Origin of the sequence: Erwinia sp. B116, from assembly GCF_002865965.1 — a bacterium.
GTDB lineage: Bacteria > Pseudomonadota > Gammaproteobacteria > Enterobacterales > Enterobacteriaceae > Erwinia.
Genome location: NZ_JRZZ01000011.1, coordinates 69410 through 94237 on the forward strand (window position 1 = coordinate 69410; position 24828 = coordinate 94237).

General features: G+C 59.7%; 26 protein-coding genes. 11 read left to right on the forward strand and 15 right to left on the reverse strand.

Annotation, left to right across the window (positions count from 1 at the left end; all coding sequences use genetic code 11):
- Positions 1-90 precede the first annotated feature (90 nt).
- A complete protein-coding gene (locus NV64_RS23690) occupies positions 91-261 on the forward strand; it encodes a hypothetical protein (RefSeq protein ID WP_199177648.1) in 171 nt (56 codons plus the stop codon).
- 8 nt (positions 262-269) lie between these two features.
- Here NV64_RS23690 and NV64_RS10430 read toward each other — a convergent pair whose 3' ends face one another.
- Positions 270-1019 (reverse strand): hypothetical protein, encoded by a 750-nt coding sequence (locus NV64_RS10430; protein WP_056233843.1) that lies wholly within the window; start codon positions 1017-1019, stop codon positions 270-272.
- A gap of 1 nt (position 1020) precedes the next feature.
- Positions 1021-1218: a hypothetical protein gene (locus NV64_RS10435; RefSeq protein ID WP_056233841.1), complete on the reverse strand. Its 198-nt coding sequence runs from the start codon at positions 1216-1218 to the stop codon at positions 1021-1023.
- A 154-nt stretch (positions 1219-1372) separates the two neighbouring features.
- Here NV64_RS10435 and iraP point away from each other — a divergent pair, with 154 nt between their 5' ends.
- The 3 genes from iraP (at position 1373) to NV64_RS10450 (ending at position 3370) form a co-directional block, all read left to right on the forward strand.
- Entirely contained in the window at positions 1373-1660 is a 288-nt protein-coding gene (gene iraP / locus NV64_RS10440; RefSeq protein ID WP_101505866.1) for an anti-adapter protein IraP, read from the forward strand.
- Between the two features lie 2 nt (positions 1661-1662).
- On the forward strand, positions 1663-2376 hold the full coding sequence (locus NV64_RS10445) for a transcriptional regulator (RefSeq protein ID WP_101505867.1): 714 nt from the start codon (positions 1663-1665) through the stop codon (positions 2374-2376).
- 175 nt (positions 2377-2551) lie between these two features.
- Complete coding sequence (locus NV64_RS10450) at positions 2552-3370, forward strand: shikimate 5-dehydrogenase (RefSeq protein WP_101505868.1); 819 nt, start codon at positions 2552-2554, stop codon at positions 3368-3370.
- Between the two features lie 96 nt (positions 3371-3466).
- Here NV64_RS10450 and crcB read toward each other — a convergent pair whose 3' ends face one another.
- From crcB to proB, 3 genes are all read right to left on the reverse strand, one after another.
- On the reverse strand, positions 3467-3844 hold the full coding sequence (gene crcB / locus NV64_RS10455; RefSeq protein ID WP_101505869.1) for a fluoride efflux transporter CrcB: 378 nt from the start codon (positions 3842-3844) through the stop codon (positions 3467-3469).
- A gap of 176 nt (positions 3845-4020) precedes the next feature.
- The gene (gene proA, locus NV64_RS10460) at positions 4021-5274 is read right to left on the reverse strand and encodes a glutamate-5-semialdehyde dehydrogenase (RefSeq protein WP_101505870.1); all 1254 of its coding nucleotides are present in this window, start codon (positions 5272-5274) and stop codon (positions 4021-4023) included.
- A 9-nt stretch (positions 5275-5283) separates the two neighbouring features.
- Complete coding sequence (gene proB / locus NV64_RS10465; RefSeq protein WP_056233831.1) at positions 5284-6387, reverse strand: glutamate 5-kinase; 1104 nt, start codon at positions 6385-6387, stop codon at positions 5284-5286.
- Positions 6388-6633: 246 nt separating this feature from the next.
- Here proB and ompC point away from each other — a divergent pair, with 246 nt between their 5' ends.
- A complete protein-coding gene (gene ompC / locus NV64_RS10470) occupies positions 6634-7746 on the forward strand; it encodes a porin OmpC (protein WP_101505871.1) in 1113 nt (370 codons plus the stop codon).
- Positions 7747-7850: 104 nt separating this feature from the next.
- On the opposite strand, the gene crl is transcribed toward ompC, so the two are convergent.
- The 3 genes from crl to gpt all read right to left on the reverse strand — a co-directional run bounded on the left by crl (position 7851) and on the right by gpt (position 10137).
- Positions 7851-8252: a sigma factor-binding protein Crl gene (gene crl / locus NV64_RS10475; RefSeq protein WP_056233827.1), complete on the reverse strand. Its 402-nt coding sequence runs from the start codon at positions 8250-8252 to the stop codon at positions 7851-7853.
- A 57-nt stretch (positions 8253-8309) separates the two neighbouring features.
- Complete coding sequence (gene frsA / locus NV64_RS10480) at positions 8310-9560, reverse strand: esterase FrsA (protein WP_056233826.1); 1251 nt, start codon at positions 9558-9560, stop codon at positions 8310-8312.
- 118 nt (positions 9561-9678) lie between these two features.
- Complete coding sequence (gene gpt / locus NV64_RS10485; protein WP_101505872.1) at positions 9679-10137, reverse strand: xanthine phosphoribosyltransferase; 459 nt, start codon at positions 10135-10137, stop codon at positions 9679-9681.
- Between the two features lie 260 nt (positions 10138-10397).
- On the opposite strand from gpt, the gene pepD reads away from it, so the two are divergent.
- On the forward strand, positions 10398-11855 hold the full coding sequence (gene pepD / locus NV64_RS10490; protein WP_056233822.1) for a beta-Ala-His dipeptidase: 1458 nt from the start codon (positions 10398-10400) through the stop codon (positions 11853-11855).
- A 226-nt stretch (positions 11856-12081) separates the two neighbouring features.
- Here the strand turns inward: pepD and dinB are convergent, their stop codons facing one another.
- On the reverse strand, positions 12082-13137 hold the full coding sequence (gene dinB, locus NV64_RS10495) for a DNA polymerase IV (protein ID WP_056233820.1): 1056 nt from the start codon (positions 13135-13137) through the stop codon (positions 12082-12084).
- A gap of 221 nt (positions 13138-13358) precedes the next feature.
- Here dinB and dpaA point away from each other — a divergent pair, with 221 nt between their 5' ends.
- Positions 13359-14093 (forward strand): peptidoglycan meso-diaminopimelic acid protein amidase, encoded by a 735-nt coding sequence (gene dpaA / locus NV64_RS10500; RefSeq protein ID WP_056233817.1) that lies wholly within the window; start codon positions 13359-13361, stop codon positions 14091-14093.
- Here dpaA and NV64_RS10505 read toward each other — a convergent pair.
- Both NV64_RS10505 and lpcA read right to left on the reverse strand, forming a co-directional pair.
- Positions 14064-14831 (reverse strand): class II glutamine amidotransferase, encoded by a 768-nt coding sequence (locus tag NV64_RS10505; RefSeq protein ID WP_056233816.1) that lies wholly within the window; start codon positions 14829-14831, stop codon positions 14064-14066. The genes dpaA and NV64_RS10505 overlap by 30 nt on opposite strands.
- 26 nt (positions 14832-14857) lie before the next feature.
- Positions 14858-15436 (reverse strand): D-sedoheptulose 7-phosphate isomerase, encoded by a 579-nt coding sequence (lpcA, locus tag NV64_RS10510; RefSeq protein WP_101505873.1) that lies wholly within the window; start codon positions 15434-15436, stop codon positions 14858-14860.
- 222 nt (positions 15437-15658) lie between these two features.
- Between lpcA and fadE the strand changes: the two genes are divergently transcribed.
- Positions 15659-18184 carry an acyl-CoA dehydrogenase FadE gene (gene fadE / locus NV64_RS10515; protein ID WP_101505874.1) on the forward strand — a complete coding sequence of 842 codons (2526 nt, stop codon included), beginning with the start codon at positions 15659-15661 and terminating at the stop codon, positions 18182-18184.
- A gap of 176 nt (positions 18185-18360) precedes the next feature.
- Here fadE and mtnK read toward each other — a convergent pair whose 3' ends face one another.
- The gene (gene mtnK, locus NV64_RS10520; protein ID WP_056233812.1) at positions 18361-19560 is read right to left on the reverse strand and encodes an S-methyl-5-thioribose kinase; all 1200 of its coding nucleotides are present in this window, start codon (positions 19558-19560) and stop codon (positions 18361-18363) included.
- 109 nt (positions 19561-19669) lie between these two features.
- On the opposite strand from mtnK, the gene mtnA reads away from it, so the two are divergent.
- The gene (gene mtnA, locus NV64_RS10525) at positions 19670-20695 is read left to right on the forward strand and encodes an S-methyl-5-thioribose-1-phosphate isomerase (RefSeq protein WP_056233810.1); all 1026 of its coding nucleotides are present in this window, start codon (positions 19670-19672) and stop codon (positions 20693-20695) included.
- A 187-nt stretch (positions 20696-20882) separates the two neighbouring features.
- Here mtnA and NV64_RS10530 read toward each other — a convergent pair whose 3' ends face one another.
- Genes NV64_RS10530 through NV64_RS10540 form a run of 3 tightly spaced genes read right to left on the reverse strand, consistent with a single transcriptional unit; the run spans position 20883 to position 22722 of the window.
- A complete protein-coding gene (locus NV64_RS10530) occupies positions 20883-21425 on the reverse strand; it encodes an acireductone dioxygenase (RefSeq protein WP_056233809.1) in 543 nt (180 codons plus the stop codon).
- Positions 21422-22111: an acireductone synthase gene (gene mtnC, locus NV64_RS10535; RefSeq protein ID WP_056233807.1), complete on the reverse strand. Its 690-nt coding sequence runs from the start codon at positions 22109-22111 to the stop codon at positions 21422-21424. Before mtnC ends, NV64_RS10530 begins: the two co-directional genes overlap by 4 nt.
- Entirely contained in the window at positions 22108-22722 is a 615-nt protein-coding gene (locus tag NV64_RS10540) for a methylthioribulose 1-phosphate dehydratase (protein WP_101505875.1), read from the reverse strand. The genes mtnC and NV64_RS10540 overlap by 4 nt, the downstream gene beginning before the upstream one ends.
- A 151-nt stretch (positions 22723-22873) precedes the next feature.
- Between NV64_RS10540 and NV64_RS10545 the strand changes: the two genes are divergently transcribed.
- Together NV64_RS10545 and NV64_RS10550 are read left to right on the forward strand one after the other, a co-directional pair.
- A complete protein-coding gene (locus NV64_RS10545; protein ID WP_056233803.1) occupies positions 22874-24034 on the forward strand; it encodes a pyridoxal phosphate-dependent aminotransferase in 1161 nt (386 codons plus the stop codon).
- The gene (locus NV64_RS10550) at positions 24022-24789 is read left to right on the forward strand and encodes an amidohydrolase (RefSeq protein WP_101505876.1); all 768 of its coding nucleotides are present in this window, start codon (positions 24022-24024) and stop codon (positions 24787-24789) included. The genes NV64_RS10545 and NV64_RS10550 overlap by 13 nt, the downstream gene beginning before the upstream one ends.
- Positions 24790-24828 lie beyond the last annotated feature (39 nt).

The window sequence follows — 24828 nt, forward strand, 5'->3', positions numbered from 1 at the left end:
TGTCGCATTTGCCAGCGCATTCTTTTGAACACGATTTTGTCACGGTTCGCCTATACTCTGTAGCAACTGCATCTGTCAAAGGAGTGAGCCATGTTAATAGGTTTCGTCTTACTGGTGAGCGCATGTGGACATGATGCCTGCGACGCGTTGCCGGTGTCTGAACATATTTTTCCGACCCGTGCGACCTGCGAAGAGATGATGGCGCGTATTCATAAACGGCGCCCCGACGCCGTCCTGATGTGTGGCGAGGTCTATCGCTAATCCCCGTATTATAACGCCAGCGCGGTCGCGCTGGCGGGATCGAACAGCGACAGGCTCTCGATCTGTTCCAGCATAATCACCTTACGAAAGTCCAGCGCCGACCTTGGCTGAGAATCCAGCATGATGCCGTGCTCCGCATACCAGCGGCTGTAGTTATGCTCGATGCGCAGATTCAGCGTTTCGCTGTCGCGATAGCCGCTGAGCATCGGAATCAACACCAGATTGGCGGTGATCTCATTTTCGTAAGAAGCGGTATGGATCATACCGATATAGATACGCTTAGACTTGAGTGTGATCCACGCGAGATCTCCCTCCTCCATGCACTGAAACAGCAGCCCTTCAACGCCGTTAGCGCGCGACAGCCTCTTGTACAGCTTCTTACGGCCTTCTCCGTTGAGGCGGGCGCTGCCCGACCAGTTAGAGCGATAGAGGCAAAAAGTCACCGCGAATGCCAGCATAATCACCACCGGTGCCTGAATGCCGAGGAAGCTCCAGGTCATAAACTCGGCCTGCCACTGGTGATACTCACCGTGAGAAAGTGCCGGAATGGCATTAAAGACCGCGGAACAGGCCAGCAGCAGCAGCCAGATTAACCCGGTCGCCATCACGCCCTGCAGGACAAAAATACAGCCGTACAGCGCCACCAGAAAATAGACGTCCCAGCCGAACGAGCGTTTGATTTTGAAGCGGGTAGAGAGGTCACGGCTGGTGTACCAGTAGCCACATACCATCAGTACCATAAAGATTGCGGTACCCATCTTATGCCCTCTTCAGCGCGTTAATATGGCGAACAAAATCCTCGCGCACCGCCGGGCTGGCAATATTGACCGTCGCACCGCCGTCTTCGTTGATGATAATGCGCGCCCCCTCCTCAATAGCCTCTTCCACCTCGTCCGGGCTCATCACCTGCAGCAGGGACTCCGGGCTGGAAAAAAGTGCACGTAAAAATCGCAACATCGCCTGCTCCTTATGAGAAAAACAGTAATTCTGGCAACAGACTGGCGATGTTGCCAGGTTGAGCGGCGTCAGTCGCACGCCGCTGGCAGAGAAATCCTGTTTACTTTCCGACGGCGAATGCTAATTTCATTATTTCACACTACGGAGAGACATCATGAAGCAGCTGGTGATCGATATTTTAATGAAGTTAGCCAAAATGGACGTGGATACCAAAGAGCTGACGGCCCAGGTAGAGGCGCAATCACTGCTGATTGCTGCCCTGCTGTTGACCACCGGCAAAGGGGAATCGTCCTCCATTGCAGAGAACATCAACAACGCCATCGTGACCGCTTCACGAGCGGGTGATGAATTCCTGCAGTCGGACATAGATCTGCTGCTGACCCACGTGAACCGCCTGCTGGCGGTAACCCGTCAGGTCGATCAAACGGCGGCAACGCAATAATCATGTGCTCGCTGAATGACGAACTCAGTCGTGAGCGCGAACTCGTGTTCGAGACGCTGCGCGCGGCGCTCTCGGCGCTGGGCAGCGTGGTGGGGCGTGATACTGAAATTGTGCTGCACGACCTGAGTGCCCCGGAAGCGTCGGTGATGGCGATTGCCAATGGCCACGTGACCGGGCGCGTGGCCGGCAGTTCGGTGCTGGCGGTACCGGATCAGGATCTCGGGCTCAGCGCGCTGATTAATAGCGTGCCTGACGGCGGCGATACTTCACCGCTGGTGATCCCTGATTATGTCACGCACAACAAACAGGGGCAGCCGCTGCGCAGCGCCACGGCGCTGTACCGCGACAGCAGCGGCCAGCCGTTTGCGGCGCTGTGCATAAACAGTGACCAGAACGCGCTGCTGGCCGCCCGCGAGGCGATCGACCGGCTGCTGAGCGGTCAGCCCTCCCCTGCGGTGCAGGCCGCCCCCGCGCCCGAGAGCGCCGATATGGAACAGCTGATGGCGGAGATTATCGCCGATTCGCTGGCCGAGCTGGAGAATGGCCCGCGTTCGGCCCGTAAGCAGGCCAAACTGGCGGCGGTGCGAAGAATGCAGGAACGCGGCATGTTTATCGTCAAAGGCGGCATTGAGAAAGCGGCAGCCGCGCTGGGCGTAACCCGTTATACCATTTACAACTACCTGGAAGAGATCCGCGGCCAGGCGGAACAGGAGTGATCTCCCTGCCAAATCGCGCAGCGACAGTCTTAGCAGATAATGGTGTTTAAGCTGACCACGATGATAAAAAGCGGAACTCTTACAGGCAAATTCAGCCGTTTTTAATTCCCCTCGGGTACCCCATTATCTGCTTTTCAACTCTTTCGCCTTGCGCCCGTCATTTTAAGGACAATATATGACTCAACATCTCAATAAAGACACCGTACTTTGCATGTCACTGGCGGCCAGACCGGGTAATTTCGGCACCCGTTTCCATAACTATCTGTATAACGCGCTGGATCTCAACTACCTGTATAAAGCCTTTACCACCACCGATCTGGCGGCGGCCATTGGCGGCGTGCGGGCGTTGGGGGTACGCGGTTGCGCCATCTCAATGCCGTTTAAAGAGGCGGTAATCCCGATGATTGACGAGCTGGACAGTTCGGCCAAAGCCATTGACTCCGTCAACACCATAGTGAATACCGACGGCCGCCTGAAAGCGTACAATACCGACTATATCGCCATCGCCAGCCTGCTGGCGCAGTATCAGGTGTCGAATCAGCTTAGCTTTGCGCTGAACGGCAACGGTGGTATGGCCAAAGCGGTCGCCTGTGCGTTAAAAGATGCCGGTTTCCATCACGGCCATATTATTGCACGTAATGAGGCTCGCGGACGCGAGCTGGCGGATCTCTACGGTTTCAACTGGCAGGCAGAGATGGGCGATCTTAAGCCCGACCTGCTTATTAACGCGACGCCGATTGGCATGAGCGGCGGAAAGGAAGCAGAACAGCTGTCATTCAGCCCGGCGACCATCGCCAACGCCAGCGTCGTTTTCGAAGTGGTGGCCCTGCCTGAACTGACGCCGCTGGTGCGTGAGGCGCGCGCGCAGAATAAAACCACCATTACCGGCAGCGAAGTGTTTGCCATTCAGGCGGTGGAACAGTTCGCCCTCTATACCGGCGTGCGCCCGGACGACGCGCTGTTCCGGGAAGCGGCGGCCTGGGCGCGTCAGTAAGCGAAGCCTGTTTATTCGCGACGGGCTGGTTTGCCAGCGGCCCGTTCACCGGGCAGGCTGAAGCGGTGAATGGTTTACCCTCTCCTGTCGCGCAAATCAGAACAGCAGCGATACCAGCCAGAAACCGGCAAAGGTCATCAGCAGTGAGCCGATCACATGGGTGAGCACTGAGACCATCGCCCAGAGATAGTTACCGGCCTGCATCAGCGTCACCACTTCCAGAGAAAAGGTGGAGAAAGTGGTCATACCGCCGCACAGGCCGGTGGTAATCAGCAGTTTCCAGGCCGGATCGAGCTGCGGGTGGCGCATAAACCACGCCATCGCGGCACCGATAATCAAGCCACCAACCAGATTAACCAGCAGCGTGCCCGGCGGCAGAGAGGGAAAAAGCGAATTCAGGCGCACGGCGAGCAGCCAGCGGATCACACAGCCGGCGCAGCCGCCGATTATGACAGCGAGTAACGGTTTCAACATAACATCCTCAGTCAGCAGCGAGGACGGTGCCGCCAGGCGGAATACAGACGGCCCGATACACCGACCTCATGATAAAAGTCAGGGTTATCAGGCGTCATCAACCCCTAACGTTGCCGCCAGAGCAATTCGACGCGTGCGCGGGAAAAAAAGCGCCCGGGCGGGCGCTGTTAAGGCGGTCAGGCGCGCAGCGTGTCGTCGCCGAAAGCCACCCACTTATAGGTAGTCAGCGCTTCCAGCCCCATCGGGCCACGGGCGTGCAGCTTCTGGGTGCTGACCGCCACTTCCGCACCGAGGCCGAACTGGCCACCGTCGGTAAAGCGGGTGCTGGCGTTGACGTAGACCGCTGAAGAGTCAACTTCATTGACGAAACGGTCGGCGTGGTTCAGGGTGCGGGTCAGGATCGCATCGGAGTGCTGGGTGCCGTATTCGCGAATATGCGCAATCCCTTCATCCAGTCCATCCACCAGCTTCACGTTGAGATCCAGCGCCAGCCACTCGTCGCGATACTGAGCGTCGGTCACCGCGCTGACGGCCGCCGGGCCGTTCTGCAGCAGCGGCAGCGAACGCGGATCGGCGTGCAGGGTAATCCCCTCGGCCGCCATCCGCGCGCTCAGCGCAGGCAGGAAGCTGTCAGCGATCGCTGCATCAATCAGCAGCGTCTCTACCGAGTTGCAGGCGCTCGGGCGCTGCTTCTTGGCGTTAACGATCACGTTCAGCGCCGGCTCCAGCTCGATGCTGCGATCGACATAAATATGGCACACGCCGATACCGCCGGTGATCACCGGGATGGTCGAGTTTTCTCGACACAGCTTGTGCAGCCCGGCACCGCCGCGTGGGATCAGCATATCAACGTAGCGATCCAGCTTTAGCAGCTGATTAACCAGCTCGCGATCCGGGCTTTCGATCGCCTGTACCGCGCCAGCCGGCAGCCCATGCTGCTGCAGCGCGCGTTGAATCACGCGCACGGTCGCCGCATTGGTCCGGTAGGTCTCTTTGCCGCCGCGCAGGATCACCGCGTTGCCGGTTTTCAGGCACAGGCTGGCAACGTCGACGGTCACGTTTGGCCGCGCTTCATAAATGACCCCCACCACGCCGAGGGGCACGCGGCGGCGCTCGATGCGCAGGCCGCTGTCCAGCCGGCCACCGTCGATCACCACGCCGACCGGATCGGCCAGATTGCATACCTGGCGTACGTCATCCGCGATGCCCTTCAGGCGCTGCGGGTTAAGCATCAGCCGATCCAGCAGCGCGGCGCTCATGCCGTTCTGGCGGGCATCCGCCAGATCCTGCTCGTTGGCGGCCAGAATCTCCGCGCTCAGCAACTCCAGGCTGTCCGCGATGGTCAGCAGCACGCGGTTTTTTTGTTCGGTGCTGAGTACCGAAAGCTGATATGACGCGGCCTTGGCCGCTTTACCCATTTGTTCAAGCATCTCTGTTCCTTAAGCCACAATCATATCGTCGCGGTGGATGGCCACCGGACCATATTCATAACCGAGAATATCGCTAATCTGCTGCGAGTGGTGTCCGGCAATCATGCGCATGGCATCGCTATTGTAACGCGATACGCCGTGGGCGACGTCCCGCCCCTGCAGGTTGCGGATGCGGATCACTTCCCCGCGGGAGAAGTTGCCGCTGACCGAACGGATGCCCTTCGGCAGCAGTGAGCTGCCGCGCTCGAGGATCGCCACCAGCGCGCCGTCGTCGACCACCAGTTCACCGGCCGGCGGTGCGCCGAAGATCCAGCGTTTGCGATTTTCCAGCGGAGTCTGGAAGGCGTGGAAGCGGGTGCCCACCGGATTAGCCGCAATCACGTCGCCAATCACGCCAGGGCGGCTGCCCGCCGCGATGATGGTGTCAATGCCGGCGCGGCAGGCCACGTCAGCCGCCTGCAGCTTGGTGGTCATGCCGCCGGTGCCCAGCCCGGAAACGCTGTCGCCGGCCAGCGCACGCAGCGCATCGTCAATCGCGTGCACGTCGCCGATCAGTTCGGCCTGCGGGTTATTACGGGGATCGGCGGTAAACAGCCCCTGCTGATCGGTCAGCAGCAGCAGTTTGTCCGCGCCGGCGAGGATCGCGGCCAGCGCCGACAGGTTGTCGTTATCGCCGACCTTGATCTCGGCGGTGGCCACCGCGTCGTTTTCGTTAATCACCGGCACAATATGGTTATCGAGCAGCGCGCGCAGGGTATCGCGGGCGTTAAGAAAACGCTCACGGTCTTCCAGGTCTGCGCGGGTCAGCAGCATCTGACCGATATGGATGCCGTAAATCGAGAACAGTTGTTCCCACAGCTGGATCAGACGGCTCTGCCCCACCGCAGCCAGCAGCTGCTTTGAGGCGATGGTAGGGGGCAGCTCGGGGTAGCCAAGATGTTCGCGCCCGGCGGCCATTGCCCCTGACGTCACAATCACAATCCGGTGGCCTGCCGCATGTTGCTGGGCGCACTGACGCACCAGTTCAACGATATGGGCCCGATTCAGCCGACGGGATCCGCCGGTCAGTACGCTGGTCCCCAGTTTTACCACCAGGGTCTGGCTGCTGCTCATTAATTTCCTGCCATATTGTAAAAAAAGAGTGCGAAGCAACGTTTTAACAGGTGTCGCGCCGGAAACCAACAGCAAGCCTGGGAAAACGACGAAAAAGCCCTGACCACTTGCTAGTCGAAAAGTTCGTTAATAACAAGAAATGTATAGAAGTGTAATAAAAGTTTAATACGAAAAGGGTAAAACGTTCCTGCCTTGAGCAGCCCCGTGGGCCGCTTACACACTTACTCTTTCGGGATTGATAGCAAAATGAAGAAAAGCGCACTGGCAATCTTAACCGCCGCACTGGCCCTCTCCACCGCAGCTCAGGCCGCAGAAGTCTATAACAAAGACGGCAACAAGCTGGACCTGTACGGCAAGGTCAAAGGCCTGCACTATTTCAGCGACAGCGACAGCAACAACGGCGATAAATCCTACGTTCGTCTGGGCTTCAAAGGCCAGACCCAGATTAATGACCTGATGACCGGCTACGGTCAGTGGGAATACCACTTCAACGCCAACAACTCCGAAAGCTCTGATGCGCAGAACGGCAACAAAACCCGTCTGGGCTTCGCCGGTCTGAAATTCGGCCAGTACGGCTCGGTCGACTACGGCCGCAACTACGGCGTGCTGTACGACGTGGAAGCCTGGACCGATATGTTCCCAGAGTTCGGCGGTGACGGCACGGCGCGTACCGACAACTTCATGACCGCACGTACCACCGGCGTGGCCACCTACCGTAACACCAACTTCTTCGGCCTGGTCGATGGCCTGAAGTTCGCCCTGCAGTATCAGGGTAAAAACGACGCGGGCGGCGCTAACGACCGTACCAGCGTTGCGCGTCAGAACGGTGACGGCTACGGTATGTCTGCGGTTTACGCACTGGGCGACAGCGGCGTGAGCGTCAGCGGTGCTTACACCTCATCCGACCGTACCAACAACCAGCAGGCGCAGGCTTACGGCCACGGCGATAAAGCTGATTCCTGGGGTACCGGTCTGAAGTTTGACAACAACGGCCTGTACCTGGCGGCAATCTACACCGAAACCCGCAACATGACGCCAATCAGCGGCACCAACACCGTAACCGGTGGTAGCATCAGCGGCATGGCGAACAAAACTCAGAACATTGAATTGCTGGCACAGTACCAGTTCGACTTCGGTCTGCGTCCGTCACTGGGCTTCATCCAGACCAAAGGTAAGGATATGGAGAACGGTCTCGGCAACGAAGATTTAGTGAAATACATTGATGTGGGCGCTACCTATTACTTCAACAAGAATATGAACGCCTATGTGGATTACAAAATTAACCAGCTGGATGACGACAACAAACTGTCTCTGAATACCGACGACGTGGTTGCCGTAGGCCTGGTTTATCAGTTCTAAGCGGTCAGTGTCGACCCTGTAACACCCCTCATAATGTGTCTGAACAAAGGCCGGTGCTCTCCTCACCGGCCTTTTCTTTATTCTTTTACCGCCATGCGTTGCACTTACGCGCTCAGTTTAACCGGTTGATCGGCAAACCCGGCGGCAGGTACCAGCCCCAGCTCCAGCTCGGCCAGCTGCGCCTTCAGGCGCTCATGAAACTTGCGTAACGTCTCTTCGAGGCGGGCATTATTGTCCTTACCTTTGATCGCCGTTGGCTTCCAGTTACCCTCTTTATCAAACAGACCAAAATGGTACTCATAGGTGAAGTGGTCGCTCTGTGCTTCCAGCTCCATCCACCAGCCCCAGAACTCGCGGCTCTCCGGTGCCGGTTTGACGTTGACGCAGACGGCCAGACAGTCAAAGAAGAAGCGATCGCCTTCACATTTGCCTTCACGGATGTAAGGACCTAATGAGCCAAAGCGCTTCATTAAGCGGCTCTTAGGATGTCCACTCGGTAACGTCATCGTTTTACACTCCTTGGTTGAGCCTATAGTTGTAGCAAAGTCAGCAATTTTAGCAAATCAGGCGCGTAATCGTTGCAATAACCAGTCGCCGATTTCGTTCAATCCGCGTTCAAAACCGGCCAGCGCCGGTGAGGATTTCATCGGCAGCAGCCGCCCCTGCGCCGACGAACTGACGATCAGCCGTGACTCCTCTTCCGGGCTGAACGGATCGTCGGCCCAGTAGCCGGAGAGCATCGGCGTGGTACAGCGGCGGCCCAGCAGCCCCTGCAGCTTCAGCGAAAAGCGGCTCATTTCGGTACGCAACGCGCTGTCTGAGGTGCTGGACATACCCAGGCGGCTGGCCAGCATATCCATATACATATCCGGCACCCGATCCTGCAGGCTGGCGTCACTCAGCAGGCTGTGTACCACCGGCCCGAGACAGGCCACGCCGCGCAGGCGCTGCGGTTCCATATAGGCCAGCCGTACCGCCACATTGGCGCCGAAACGGAAGCCGAATGCCGCCACCCGGGTATGATCGATCCACGCCACCCGGTCTAGCTGGCGCAGCACCTGCTGATGCAGGAAGCTGGAGTCCTGGGTCAGCCGCCATTTGGCGGAGAAGCCGACCGACGGCACGTCCAGCGTCAGCATGGCTATGCCGCGGGGCGCAAGATAGTCGTGGAATAAACGGTAGTGATCGCTCTGCAGCGAGTCGAGGTTGCCGCACAGCAGCACGGTCGGATAAGGGGCCTGCACGCCTGCGGGCATATGCAGAAAACCGGTCACCGGGCTGCCGCCGGGGATGGCAAACTCCAGCTCTTTCAGCTCGCCGGGCAGGCGGCTGGTCGCTTCCTGATAAGCACGGTTGGCCAGCAGCAGCGGTTGATCGGCCAGCACATCCTCTTTCAGGTAAGGATAGGCCGCGAGGCTGTAGAGATTCGCAGCATGCAGCCAGTGCTGGCCGGCCAGCAGATCGTCATCGCACTCACTGGCCTTCTGCTGCCACGCCGCGCCCTGGGTTGACCATTCGTAGATCCAGTTACCGCCGCGATAGCCGATCACCGTATCCAGCAGCCGATCGTCGGTGTGTTCAACGTCGCTGACCGCAATACGCGCCAGCACTTCGCTGACTTCCAGGGGTGACAACCCGCGCCAGGTCCACAGCAGCAGGTTAATCATCCGGTACCATCCGGGGCGGTTTTCCCCATCGAGGGCAGAATGAATGTTTAACGGGCGGTGATGGTGGACACGACGCACCAGCGATGACGTTTCCGGATGTTTAAAGCGCGGTTTGAACAGTTCTTCGCTGAGATTTTTCGGTGACACGGGTGGGGTCTCCTTCGGCGTGCGGATCAGATACTCAGTCTACCGCAGGCGATGGAAACAGGCGAAGCCTAAAAACAGACGCGCCCGGCATAACCGGGCGCGTTTTGACCGACATCAATCAGTTATTAACAATCGGCGGAATATAGGCAACGCCCATGTCCCACGGCTGTTCAATCCAGGTATTCTGCGGGATATCGATAATGTAGTCGTCAACCAGCGGACGGCCGGCCGGCTTGGCGAAGATGGTAACAAAACGCGCTTTCGGGTACATATCGCGGATTGCCTGGGCGGTGCCGCCGGTATCCACCAGATCGTCAATTACGATAAAGCCTTCACCATCGCCCTCTGCACGCTTCAGCACTTTCATTTCGCGCTGGTTGTCGTGATCATAGCTGGAGATGCACACGGTATCCACATGGCGGATGCCCAGTTCACGGGCCAGCAGGGCCGCAGGGACCAGGCCACCGCGGCTGACGGCGATAATGCCGTTCCACTGTTCAACAGGAAGCAGGCGCTGAGCCAGTTTGCGGGCATGAATTTGCAGCATGTCCCAGGTGACGACGTATTTTTCACTCATAAAGAAATCCCGGCCAACGTGATTGGCTTAAAAAATGTGCAATGGGAAAAGGTTGCGCGGAATTATAGTGATCTGACGCGCTAAAAACCAGCGTCAGAAACGCGGGTAACCGCTTTTTTGGCCGAGCGAACGAAGCAGGCGGCCGCAAAGGGTGATATTCTTGCCTCATCACGCCGGAATGCCCGGCGGGAAATGTCCAACCGATCACTGCTTCACCGCCCGCTGCGGCAGGCCGGTGCTGCTGACACAGGAGAGTCATCGTGTCTGAACTGTCTCAATTATCGCCACAGCCGCTGTGGGATATCTTTGCCAAAATCTGTTCAATTCCGCATCCGTCTTACCATGAAGAGCAGCTGGCTGCGTATATCGTCTCGTGGGCCAGCGAGCAGGGTTTCTGGAACGAACGCGACGAAGTCGGGAATATCCTGATCCGCAAGCCGGCCACCCCGGGATATGAGAACCGTAAACCGGTGGCGCTGCAGGCGCACCTGGATATGGTGCCGCAAAAAAACAGCGACACGGTACACGACTTCACCAAAGACCCGATTCAGCCGTGGATTGACGGCGAGTGGGTCAAAGCGCGCGGCACCACGCTGGGCGCGGATAACGGTATTGGCCTCGCTTCGGCGCTGGCGGTGCTGGCCGACAGCCGCGTCGAGCACGGCCCGCTGGAGGTGCTGCTGACCATGACCGAAGAGACCGGCATGGTCGGTGCCTTCGGTCTGCAGGCCGGCTGGCTGCAGGCGGATATCCTGATCAACACCGACTCTGAAGAGGAAGGCGAGATCTACATGGGCTGCGCGGGCGGCATCGACTTCACCACCACCCTGCCGCTGACCCGGGAAGCAGTGCCTGCCGGTTTCCAGACGCTGAAGCTGACGCTGAAGGGCCTGAAAGGCGGCCACTCCGGCTGTGATATTCACGTCGGCCTCGGCAACGCCAACAAGCTGCTGGCGCGCTTCCTGTTCGCTCACGCGACCGATCTCGACCTGCGCCTGATCGACTTCACCGGCGGCACGCTGCGTAACGCCATCCCGCGTGAGGCCTTCGCCACGCTGGCGCTGCCGGCCGGCAACGCTGACCAGCTGAAGGCGCTGGCGGCAGGCTACCTGACCACCCTGCAGCACGAGCTGAGCCAGGTTGAGAAAAACATCACCCTCGTCACCGAGGTGGTGGCGAGCAGCGAACAGGCGCTGACCGCGCAGAGCCGTGATGCGTTTGTCGCGCTGCTGAACAGCACGCCGAACGGCGTGATCCGCAATTCTGACGTGATGAAAGGCGTGGTGGAAACCTCACTGAACGTCGGCGTGGTGGCCTTTGAAGGTGACAGCGCGAAGATCAACAGCCTGGTACGCTCGCTGATCGACAGCGGAAAAACCTACCTGGTGGAAACGCTGACCGCGCTGGGCCAGCTGGCCGGAGCAAAAACGGTGGCCAAAGGCAGCTATCCGGGCTGGGAGCCGGACGCGACTTCGCCGGTGATGGCACTGGTACGCGATACCTACCAGCAGCTGTTCAACAAAACGCCGAACATTCAGGTGATCCACGCCGGCCTGGAATGCGGCCTGTTCAAAGAGCCGTACCCGGAGATGGATATGGTCTCCATCGGACCGACCATTACCGGCCCGCACTCGCCGGATGAGCAGGTGCATATCGCCAGCGTCGATCTCTACTGGCAGCTGCTGACCGCGCTGCTGAAGGCGATCCCGGCGAAGTAAGCCCTACCGGCGCGGAGCCTGTCTCTGACACTCCGTGCCGGCTACTTTAGCCACCGCAGGGCGGCTACAGATTTTTCGCTTAGCGCCCTGCTCTCCCCGCCCCTGCTTTACGCTGTTGTGTCCCTGCTGCAGACTATCCGCATTCATGCCAGCGAGCCCCAGGCTGCAAACCACCCACCTTATGCTACGCCTCACCAGCAGAACGGTTCGATGCATCGGCGATCGTCTACAGTCCCAACAGCAGTTGCCGCTCCAGCTGCGGGTCCAGCAGCGTGACGTGCAAACCGACCAGCCTGACGCCGCGCCCTGCGCGCCGCTCGTGCCAGGCTTTCTCCGCAACCGCAATCAAATCGTCTTTGTTCAGCACCGGCCAGACGTGTTCCTGGGTGGTGAGCTGGAAATCGTTGAACTTAAGCTTAACGCCCTGGCGGGCGATCTGGCGATCGGGCCGGATCTGCTGCAACCGCCGCTCCAGTTCATCATACAGCCGGTCAATCACCGGCAGGCACGCCTGCCATTCATGGATATCTTCCGACAGCGTGCGCTCCACCCCCAGCGACTTGCGCTGGCGCTCCACCACCACTTCACGCTCGTCGAGGCCGTTGCTGCGCTCCCACAGCACGCGGCCAAACTTACCAAAGCGCTTTAGCAGCGTCGCAAGATCGGTTTTCTGCACGTCTGCGCAGGTATACAGGCCCAGCTCCTCCAGCTTGCGCGCCGTCACCTTGCCGACGCCGGGGATCTTCGCCAGCGGCAGGCCGAGCAGGAATGCGGGCATCTCTTCCGGAGTGATAATGAACTGCCCGTTCGGTTTGTTGATATCGGAGGCGATTTTGGCGAGAAACTTGATCGGCGCCACCCCGGCGGAGGCGGTGAGATCCAGCTCGCGCTGGATGGTCTGGCGGATCTCACGGGCGATCAGCGTGGCGGAGCCGTGGCAGTGCGGGCTGTCGGAGACGTCGAGATAGGCTTCATCCAGCGACAGCGGCTCCACAAGCGAGGTATAGCGCGAGAAGATATCGCGGATATGGCTGCTGGCCTCTTTGTAAGCGTCATAGCGGCCGGGGATCACCCGCAGATGCGGACAGAGCTTCAGCGCCATCGCCGTGGACATGGCGCTGTGCACGCCATATTTCCGCGCCGGATAGTTCGCGGTGCTGATCACGCCACGCTGGGTCTGGCTGCCGCCGATGGCGATTGGGATCTCGCGCAGGGTTGGATCGTCGCGCATCTCCACGGCGGCAAAGAAGCAGTCCATATCCACGTGAATGATTTTGCGCATATCCCCTCCGACAGTACTGGATAAGTATACAGCCATATTAAGCAAATTCAATCCGGCCCCGATCGCCGTCACATCCTCGCCGGAAAAGGTTTTTATTCTTCGCAATCTTGCTAAAAAAATGGACAATGCTAATGTGTCGCTGCGATAGCGGAATTGTCCGATATTGTCAGTACCGACGCCTGCGGGCGTTGCTTTCCACCCCTCTTTTCAAGGGAAACAGAATGGCCAAAATCGCACTGCTGTTTGCGATGATTTTTATGCCCGCCGTGGTCTTCGCCAGCGCACCTGACGTGATCACGCCGCTGGCACCGGTAAGCAAAGAGTTAAAGAAACAACTGCTGGGTACACCAGTGTATCTGCAAATCTTCAAAGAAGAGCGCACGCTGGAGCTGTACGGCAAAATTGGCAACGAATTCCGCCTGCTCGACAGCTATCGCATCTGTAATTTTTCCGGTGGTCTCGGGCCGAAGCGCGTGCAGGGCGACTTTAAAAGCCCGGAGGGCTTCTACAGCGTCGGACTGTCGCAGCTGAAGCCTAACAGCCGCTTTTACCGGGCGATTAACACCGGCTTCCCGAATGAATATGACCGCCAGCAGGGCTATCAGGGCAACTACCTGATGATCCACGGCAACTGCGTGTCCGTCGGCTGCTACGCGATGACCGATGCTTATATGGACGAGATCTATCACTACGTGGAAGCGGCGCTGCGCAACGGCCAGCAGCGCGTCGAGGTCAGCATCTATCCGTTCCGCATGACCGACAGCAATATGCAGCGCCACCGCTATTCAACCTATATCAACTTCTGGAAACAGCTGCAGCCGGGTTATGCGCACTTTGTGCAAACCAAACAGCCACCAGTGGTGGCCGTTAGCGACGGAAAATACGTGTTGAGCCGCCCGATGGTGAACGGCCCGGAAAGTAACAACTCAGCCCTCGCGCTCACCCAGACAAAATAGCGCCCACTCACCGGGTTCAATTTTGTTCCAGCTCTCATTGGCCGTCAGCGGCTGGGTGGCAATCACCGTGACCACGTCGTTCGGCGTGGTCTGCTTCTGAAAATCAATCTCCACGTCCTGATCCAGCAGCTTGGCCTTGCCAAACGGCGCACGCCGGGTGACCCAGAACAGATTGGTCGAGCAGAACGCCATCAGATAGCGGCCGTCCGACAGCAGCATATTGAAAACGCCCTTCTCACGCAGCTCTGCGGCCAGCTCGGCGATATAGCGGAACACCGCCGGCCAGTTGCCCGGCGTGCGCGGATAGCGCGTGGTCAGCCTGTGCAACAGCCAGCAGAAAGCCAGCTCGCTGTCGGTTTCACCGATCGGACGGTAGCTGCCGGTTTCCAGGTTTTTATAACCCTTCAGCTGCCCGTTGTGCGCGTAGGTCCAGTTACGCCCCCACAGCTCGCGGGTAAACGGATGGGTATTTTCCAGCGACACCTCACCGCGGTTCGCCTGGCGAATGTGCGCCACCACCGAATGGGACTTGATCGGATATTCCTGCACCAGCCGCGCAATTGGCGACTGGAAGCTCGGCTGTGGATCTTTAAATGTGCGGCAGCCTTTCCCTTCATAGAAGGTAATGCCCCAGCCATCCTTATGCGGACCGGTTCCGCCCCCGCGCTGAACCAGCCCGGTAAAGCTAAAACAGATGTCCGTCGGGACGTTTGCACTCATCCCGAGCAGTTCGCACATAGTCTTACCTCAAGAAAAAACGGAAGTTATTTAACCATCTCTTTTTCGATCAGCAGCATCAGGATATGGATCACCTTAATGTGGATCTCCTGGATGCGATCGGCGTAGCCAAAATGCGGTACGCGGATTTCAATATCCGCCGTACCGGCCATTTTGCCACCGTCTTTTCCGGTCAGGGTGATCACTTTCATCCCCTTCGCACGGGCCGCCTCAACCGCTTTGATAATGTTAGCGGAGTTGCCTGAGGTGGAAATGCCCAGCAGCACGTCACCTTCACGGCCTACCGCTTCCAGGTAGCGCGAAAAGACATAGTCATAACCAAAGTCGTTACTGACGCAGGAGAGGTGGCTGACGTCAGAGATGGCGATCGCCGGGTAGCCCGGGCGGTTTTCGCGGTAGCGGCCGGTCAGCTCCTCAGCAAAGTGCATCGCGTCACAGTGCGAGCCGCCGTTACCGCAGGACAGCACCTTCCCCCCGGCCTTGAAGGAGTCAGCCAGCAGCACCGCCGCCTGCTGGATGGTTTGGATATTGGCGTCGTCACTCAGAAACGTATTCAGCGTGTCTGCCGCTTCATTCAGCTCAGCGCGGATGATGTCCTGGTACATAGGGATGTCCTTTATGAGGTAAGAGTTACCCAATAAGTTTATCAAGTTGCCGGTAAGGCGAAAAGCGATCTCCCCGGCGGCAGGGTGGATTAGCCGCAAGGGCGGCGGCTTTGTGAGCCAGGTTGTAATTATTGTGTAAACAGATTGCGTCATTTCTCCTGCTGAACTAAATATAAAGCAACTGGTATGACCTCTTACTTCTTGCGACATGGAGCACTCATTATGATGGTTCTCAGTATCGTGGCGACAATCGTATTGATTAGCGCCCTGTTCTACCACCGCATCAGCCTGGCAACCGCCAGCCTGATCCTGCTGGCGTGGACCGCCGTGCTCGGCCTGGTCGGGCTGTGGACGCTGTGGCTGCTGTTGCCACTGGCGCTGCTGCTGCTGCCGTTTAACCTGCCGTCACTGCGCCAGTCGCTGTTCAGCAAACCGATGCTGGGCACCTTCCGCAAAGTAATGCCGCCGATGTCGCGCACTGAGAAAGAGGCGATTGACGCCGGTACCACCTGGTGGGAGGGCGATCTGTTTCGCGGCACGCCGGACTGGAACAAGCTGCACGCCTACCCACGGCCGGTGCTGACCGCCGAAGAGCAGGCGTTTCTGGATGGCCCGGTGGAAGAAGCCTGCCGGCTGGCCAACGACTTCAGCATTACCCACGAAATGGCCGACCTGCCCCCCGAGCTGTGGGCATACCTGAAACAGCACCGCTTTTTCGCGATGATCATTAAGAAAGAGTACGGTGGGCTGGAGTTCTCCGCCTACGCCCAGGCGCGGGTGCTGCAGAAGCTGGCCGGCGTTTCCGGCATTCTGGCGATTACCGTTGGCGTGCCTAACTCACTTGGCCCGGGCGAACTGCTGCAGCATTACGGTACGGAAGAACAGAAAAACCACTATCTGCCGCGACTGGCACGGGGCGAAGAGATCCCCTGCTTTGCGTTGACCAGCCCGGAAGCCGGCTCCGATGCCGGGGCCATTCCCGATACCGGCGTGGTCTGCATGGGCGAGTGGCAGGGTGAGCAGGTGCTGGGCATGCGCCTGACCTGGAACAAACGCTATATTACCCTGGCGCCGATCGCTACCGTGCTCGGGCTGGCGTTTAAGCTCTCTGACCCGCAGCACCTGCTGGGCGAAACCGAAGAGCTGGGGATTACCTGTGCGCTGATCCCGACCGGCACGCCAGGCGTGGAGATCGGCACCCGCCACTTCCCGCTTAACGTGCCGTTCCAGAACGGCCCGACGCGCGGCAACGATATTTTCGTGCCGATCGACTTCATTATCGGCGGCCCGGCGATGGCCGGTCAGGGCTGGCGCATGCTGGTTGAGTGCCTGTCGGTCGGCCGCGGCATTACCCTGCCCTCCAACTCCACCGGCAGCCTGAAGAGCATTGCGCTGGCCACCGGCGCTTACGCGCATATTCGTCGCCAGTTCCGCCTGCCGATCGGCAAAATGGAGGGGATTGAAGAGCCGCTGGCGCGCATCGCCGGTAACGCTTACGTGATGGACGCCGCCGCTACGCTTATCACCAGCGGCATTATGCAGGGAGAAAAACCGGCGGTGCTGTCAGCGATCGTCAAGTATCACTGCACCCACCGCGGCCAGCGGGCGATCGTCGACGCGATGGATATTGCCGGCGGTAAAGGCATTATGCTTGGCAGCAGCAACTTCCTTGCCCGCGCCTATCAGGGCGCACCGATCGCCATTACCGTGGAAGGGGCGAATATTCTCACCCGCAGCATGATTATCTTCGGCCAGGGAGCGATCCGCTGCCACCCTTACGTGCTGGAGGAGATGGCGGCCGCGCAGAGCAACGATCTGGTCGCCTTTGACCGGGCGCTGTTCCGCCATATCGGCCACGTGGGCAGCAACAAGGTGCGCAGCCTGTGGCTGGGGCTGACCGGCGGGCTGACCAGCGTGTCGCCAACCCGTGATGCCACCCGCCGCTACTATCAGCATCTGAACCGCATCAGTGCCAACCTGGCTCTGCTCTCCGACGTATCAATGGCCTCGCTGGGCGGCAGCCTGAAACGCCGTGAACGCATCTCGGCACGGCTGGGGGATGTCTTAAGCCAGTTGTACCTGGCCTCTGCGGCGCTGAAGCGCTATGAGGATGAGGGACGCAACGAGGCGGACCTGCCGCTGCTGCACTGGGGCGTGCAGGATGCGCTTAACCAGGCGGAAATCGCCATCGACGACCTGCTGCGCAACTTCCCTAACCGGCCGATCGCCATGCTGCTGCGCGGGGTGATCTTCCCGCTCGGCCGCCGCTGCCGTGCGCCGTCTGACCAGCTTGACCACCAGCTGGCGCGCATTCTGCAGGTGCCTTCCGCTACCCGCAGCCGGCTGGGTCGTGGCCAGTATCTGGCCCCGGGTGAAAATAACCCGGCCGGTCAGCTGGAACAGGCGCTACAGGACGTGATGGCCGCCGAAGCGATTCACGATCGCCTGTGCAAACAGCAGCAGCAACACTTCTCCTTTACCCGTCTGGACGCGCTGGCCGCCGAAGGGCTGGCGGCTGGCTGGGTCACGCAGGAAGAAGCGGAGGTGCTGATTCGTGCAGAAACCAGCCGCCTGCGCTCAATCAACGTCGATGAGTTTGCCGCCGATGCGCTGGCAACCCAGCCGGTAAAGCGCGAGCAGCAGCCGAAAACGGCACAGGGAACGGCGAAAGAAACGACAACAGGCGTGGCGACGGGGACAGGAACGACTGAGCAAACGACTGCAGGACGTAAAACAGAAGCGGCCTGACTGCCTTAACGCTACGTGAAGCGAAAGCGCCGTTACCCTCTGAGTACAACGTGGGAGCAGCAGCCTGAACTGAGGTTGACGTATAACAGGAGCGGCTCGAGAGCCTGATGACATAATCAACGGCCCCGGCAGATGTTCACCCTGAAGGTGACGTTTGCCGGGGCCGTTTTTTTGATTCAGCCGTTCTGGCGAATACGCATAATCAGCGCGTCGATATCCGGCACGTGGTTAGCCAGCAGGATCAGGCTGCGGCCCAGCGTAATAGCCTGACGCACGCACTCGACGCGCATCGCTTCATCGCCGATGCTCTTAATATCCGCCACCTGCGACATACCAACGGTGCGGCGAATCAGTTCGGTACCGCAGAAACCGATGGTATCGCGCCACACCTTCTGCAGAAACTCACGGGCGTAGCCCGGATACGCCAGCGCCCGGTCGCGGCTTTTCTCCGCCGCCAGCGCGAGGAAACCTTCGCTGAAGCTCAGCCACACTTCCCGCACGTCAGCCAGGCGTTTCTCGCGCCCGTCCGCCGCTTCGCGTGGCGGCAGCAGCCCCGGCAGCGCGCAGTAACCGATCAGCAGATTGCCCAGTGCGGTACCGATATCAAAACCGATCGGGCCGTAGAAGCCAAATTCGGCGTCAATCACCTTCAGGCTGCCCTCGGCGACAAAAATCGAGCCGCTGTGGATGTCACCATGCAGCAGCGCTTCGGCATGAGAGAAGAAGCGGTGCTTCAGCCCGGCCACGGCAATTTTCAGCTCTTCATCGTAACGCAGCGACGCCGCCAGGCGCTCCAGCGCTCGCGGGTAGGCGTTGCGTTCGTGCTGTTCGTAAGGTTCGTTGAAGAACAGCTCTTCGGTGATGTCGCACAGCTCCGGGTTGGTAAAGCGGATCACTTCTGCTTTCTTCTGATGCGGGTGCTGGAAGAAATCAGAGGTGTGGAACAGCGTCTGCGCCAGATACTCGCCCAGCTGCGTTGCCGCCTGCGGATACTCAACGCCTTTGACCAGCTCCCCGCGCCAGATGGCGTGATCGGAAAGATCTTCCATCACCATCACCGCCAGATCCGCATCGTAGTGCAGGATCTTCACCGTATGCTGCGGGCAGAACTTACCGTGTTCGATCAGCGTTTCCGCTTCCAGCCGGGCGCGATCGAGGGTCAGCGGCCAGGATTCGCCAACGCAGCGCACGTACGGCAGCGCCTGCTTGACGATCACCCGGCTGACGCCGTCGGTGTCGAAAATCTTGAAGACCAGGTTGAGATTACCATCGCCCACTTCCAGCGAATCCACCAGCTGGTGTGGATGTTCCACGCCGCCAAACTGGCGGGCATATTCCACGGCATCCGCGGCGGTGAAAGTACGGTATTGCGACATTACCTGATCCTCATCTTGCAAAATCGTTGTTATAAGCCGTTCAGACGTCTATACATCCATGTTGCATGTTGGCACAATATGGCGCATTAAAGCAACCGGGATTTCATTCATGCAGACACTCACCACCACCAGCCTTCAGGTTCGCGACAATCAGCTGTTGATCCTCGATCAGCAGGCCCTGCCCCAGCAAAAAATCTGGTGCCCGACACCGGACGTGGCCACGCTGGTCGGCCATATTAAAACCCTGCGCGTGCGCGGGGCGCCGCTGATTGGGCTGTCCGCCAGCCTGCTTCTGGCGCTGCTGGCCGAACAGGGGATGTCCCGAACCGGGCTGGCCGAGGCGCTGGAGGTGCTGCGCGCCTCACGCCCGACGGCGGTGAACCTGATGAACAACCTTGACCGTATGAAGCTGGCGCTGGCGCAGGACGGCCACGTCAACGCGCTGGTGAGCGAAGCGCTGCGGCTGATTGAGGAAGACAAGGCGCTGTGCGAGCGCATCGCGGCGGCCGGCAGCCCGCTGATCGTCGCGGGCAGCCGCCTGCTGACCCACTGCAACACCGGCGGCCTGGCGACCGCAGGCGTCGGCACGGCGCTGGGGGTGATCGCGCGTGGTTATACAGAAGGCAGGGTGGCCAACGTCTGGGTGGATGAAACCCGTCCGCTGCTGCAGGGCGGCCGCCTGACGGCGTGGGAACTGGGCGAGCTGGGCGTGCCTTATCAGCTGATCTGCGACTCGATGGCCGCCACGCTGATGGCGCAGGGCCAGGTCGATGCCATCTGGGTCGGCGCTGACCGCATTGCGGCTAACGGCGACGTCGCCAACAAAATCGGCACCTACAGCCTGGCGGTGCTGGCCCACTATCACCGCGTGCCGTTCTACGTCGCCGCGCCGCACACCACGCTGGATCGCGGCTGCCCGAACGGCGCGGCGATTCCAATCGAGCAGCGTGACGCCCGCGAAGTCACCGGCGTGGCCGGCAGTTTTGGTGACGTGCAGTGGGCACCGGAGAATGCGCAGGTTTATAACCCGGCGTTTGACGTTACCCCCGCCGCGCTGATTAGCGGCTGGGTGCTGGACACCGGCGTGGTGACGCCGGAAGAGGTGACGGCAGGCGCGTTTCAGCCGCGCGGCTGACAGGAACGGGAAGGGTGCAAAGCCCGGCTGTCGTTTATGCCGGGCAGCCAGCAAATAAAAAACCCGGCTCAGGCCGGGTTTTTCGCTTCAGATGCGGTCAGCCTCTGCCCGCCAGAAAAACAATCTGCACGGACCTCACGAGCAAAGCCGAATGTCTTCGTCCTTCAGCCCGGTTTGCTTTCCATAATCAGTCCAGACGCGGATAAGCATCGGCAATGTTGTCGCCGGTGAAGTTAGCGATCCAGCCTTCCTGGTTATCGAAGATGCGGATCGCGGTGAAGTGCGGTGACGATCCCATATCGAACCAGTGCGGAATGCCGGCCGGCACCGAGATCAGATCGTTCTTTTCACACAGGATCTGGTAGATGTGCCCGTCCAGATGCAGGCAGAACAGCCCGGCGCCCTCAACGAAGAAGCGTACTTCATCTTCGCCATGGGTATGTTCGTTGAGGAACTTGCTGCGCAGCGTCTCTTTCTGCGGGTTATCCGCGCGCATGCTGATCACGTCCCAGCTCTGGTAGCCTTTCTCGGCCACCAGGCGATCGATAGCGTGCTGATACGCCTTGATTACCGTGTCGGAATCCGGGTTTTCACCCAGGTCGCGGTCGGCTTCCCAGCGCTCAAAACGGACTTCTTTAGCATTAAGTTTGGTGGCGATCTCTGCGGCATCGGTGCTGTGCCACACCGGGGTGGTCGCTTCGGTATCGGTAAAAATAGTCAGTGCACTCATGAGTTCAACAGCTCCTGGTTAATCTGATCAAAACCTGAAACCTGGCGATGGCGGCTCTCATTATCCGCTTCGCCACGGATTAACTGAATCGTCTGCCAGCCCGCCTGCTCTGCGGCATCCAGCTCCTGATGAATATCTGACAGGAACAGCAGCTGGCCGGTCGGCAGACCAATCTGGCTGGCGATGTTGCGGTAGGACTCCACCTCGCGCTTGGCACCGACGTGGGTATCAAAATAGCCGCTGAACAGACCGGTAATATCACCCGCGTCGCTGTAGCCAAATAACAATTTCTGCGCAGCTACTGAGCCGGATGAATAAACATACAGCGCCACACCCTGCTGCTGCCACTGTTTCAGCGCCGGCAGCACGTCCGCATACAGGTGGCCGGTAAAGCTGCCGTTCAGGTAGCCGTCACGCCAGACCATGCCCTGCAGCGCCTTCAGCGCAGTGGATTTACGATCCTGATCCATATAACCGAACAGCACGTCTATCAGCGACTGTACGTCGGCGTCAGGCTGGCCGCTTTCGGCACGCAGGTCGTCAAGCGCCTGCGCGACTGCCGGTTGCGCCTGGTTGGCGAGGATAAACGCCGGCAGGTTTTCGCGGGCGTAAGGGAACAGCACGTTGTGTACGAAGCGGATGTCGCTGGTGGTGCCTTCAATATCGGTGATTATTGCGCGGATCATCTGGCCTCCAGCAGGCGGCGCTGCAGCTCGCACTGGAACAAGAATTCCAGCCCTTCCAGATGGCGGCGCGCTTCGTTAACGTCCTTGCCCCAGCAGGTCAGGCCGTGGCCGCGCAGCAGGAAGCCGTAGCGCAGCGGCGTATTTGCCGCAAATTGTTCAATACGCTGCGCCAGGCCGTCGATGTCCTGATCGTTGTCAAACAGCGCGATCGGCACGCAGTCGAGGTGCGAATGCTGCCCGGCGAGGGTTTTCTGCATCTCGTAGCCCTGCAGCTCCAGCGCCGCGCCCTTCTCCACGCGGGAGAGCACCGTGGAGTTTACGGTGTGGGTGTGCAGCACAGCACCGGCCTCCGGGAACAGGCGATAAATCAGCGTATGCAGCCCGGTTTCCGCTGAGGGTTTGCGTCCGGACGGCACGCGGTTGGTAGCGATATCGACCTGGATAAAGTCATCGCGGGTCAGGCTGCCTTTGTCTTTGCCGGACTCGCTCAGCAGGCAAAACTCGGCATCCTGGCGCACCGACATATTGCCACCGGTGGCCGGGGCCCAGCCGCGTTCGCCAATCCAGTGACAGGCGCTAACCAGCTGATCTAACTGAGAGTGTTGTGTCATATTTTTCCTTTCTACCTCAGACACTACTGACGGCTGTCTGTTACATATAGCCGTCTAAGCGTCTTGATTGCCAAAAAATCATCTCGTGTTATATTGGCAGAAATAGCGGATTAACACATCAATTTACTGCGTTGTAAAAGGGTTATCATTTATGAGCCGGACGTCGTTTACCCCAGAGAGCAAACTGCCTGCACTGGGCACCACCATTTTTACCCAGATGAGCGCTCTGGCGCAGCAGCACAACGCCATTAATCTGTCGCAGGGGTTCCCGGACTTTGACGGCCCTGACTACCTGCAGCAGCGCCTGGCTCACCACGTCAGCCAGGGCGCTAACCAGTACGCACCGATGATCGGCGTGGCCCCGCTGCGTGAAGCGATTGTCAGAAAGACCGCCGAACTCTACGGCTACCGCCCGGATGCCAACACGGAAGTGACCGTCACCACCGGCGCCACCGAGGCGCTGTTTGCGGCGATTACCGCGCTGGTGCGCCCGGGCGATGAAGTTATCTGTTTCGACCCGAGCTACGACAGTTATGCGCCCGCCGTGGCGCTGGCCGGCGGCGTGATGAAGCGTATTGCGCTGCAGCCTCCGGCCTTTAAGGTGGACTGGGCGGAGTTTGCCAGCCTGCTGTCGCCGAAAACCCGGCTGGTTATCCTCAACACGCCGCACAACCCGTCCGCCACCGTCTGGCAGAAAAGCGACTTTGCCGCGCTGTGGCAGGCGATTGCGGAGCAGGAAATCTACGTGCTGAGCGATGAAGTCTACGAGCACATCTGCTTTGACGCCGCCGGCCACGCCAGCGTGCTGGCGCACCCCCAGCTGCGCGAGCGGGCGATTGCCGTCTCCTCGTTCGGCAAAACCTTCCATATGACCGGCTGGAAAGTCGGCTACTGCGTGGCACCGCCGGTGCTGAGTGCCGAGCTGCGCAAGGTGCATCAGTACCTGACCTTCTCGGTGAACACCCCTGCGCAGCTGGCGCTGGCAGATATGCTGGAACAGCACCCGGAACACTACCGTGAACTGCCCGAGTTTTACCGCGCGCGTCGCGACCGCTTTACCGCCGCGCTGGCCAACAGCCGTTTTAAGATTTTGCCGTGTGAAGGGACCTATTTCCTGCTGGCTGACTACAGCGCCATCTCCGATCTGGATGACGTGGCCTTCTGCCAGTGGCTGACCCGAGAGGCCGGCGTGGCAGCGATCCCGCTGTCGGTGTTCTGCGCCGACGCCTTCCCCCATAAACTGATCCGCCTGTGCTTCGCTAAGCAGGAAGCCACGCTGGACGCTGCCGCGGAGCGCCTGTGTCAACTTTAGAAATTACCGTACTGCAACAGCCGCTGACATGGATGGACGGCGCCGCTAATCTGCGCTTCTTTGACCAGCTGCTGGCGACGATCCACGGCCGCGACCTGATCGTGCTGCCGGAGATGTTTACCACCGGCTTCGCGATGGAGGCGGCGAAAAGCTCACTGCCGGAGGCGGAGGTGATAACCTGGCTACAGGCGAAAGCCCGCCAGACCCGCGCGATGGTGGCAGGCAGCGCGGCGATCCAGGTAGAGAAAGGCGCGGTCAACCGCTTCTTCCTGGTGGAGCCGGAAGGCAAGGTCCATTTCTACGACAAGCGCCATCTGTTCCGCATGGCCGGCGAGCACGAGCACTATCTGGCCGGTGAACGCCGCGACGTGATCGAATGGCGCGGCTGGCGCATTCTGCCGCAGGTCTGCTACGACCTGCGCTTCCCGGTGTTCTCCCGCAACCAGAACGACTACGACCTGGCGCTGTACGTCGCCAACTGGCCGGCACCGCGCGCGCTGCACTGGCAGACGCTGCTGCAGGCGCGGGCGATTGAGAATCAGGCGTATATCGCCGGTTGCAACCGCGTCGGCAGCGACGGCAACGGCCACAACTACAGCGGCGACAGCCGGATCATCAGCCCGCAGGGTGAAATCCTCGCCGCCGATGAACCGCACCAGCCTGCACGGCTGGATGCCACCCTGTCGCTGGAGAGCCTGCGCGACTACCGCGAGCGCTTCCCGGCGTGGCGCGACGCCGACGGCTTCAGCCTCTGACCCCATCCAGGGGCTGGCGAGCGTTCGCCAGCCCCACTT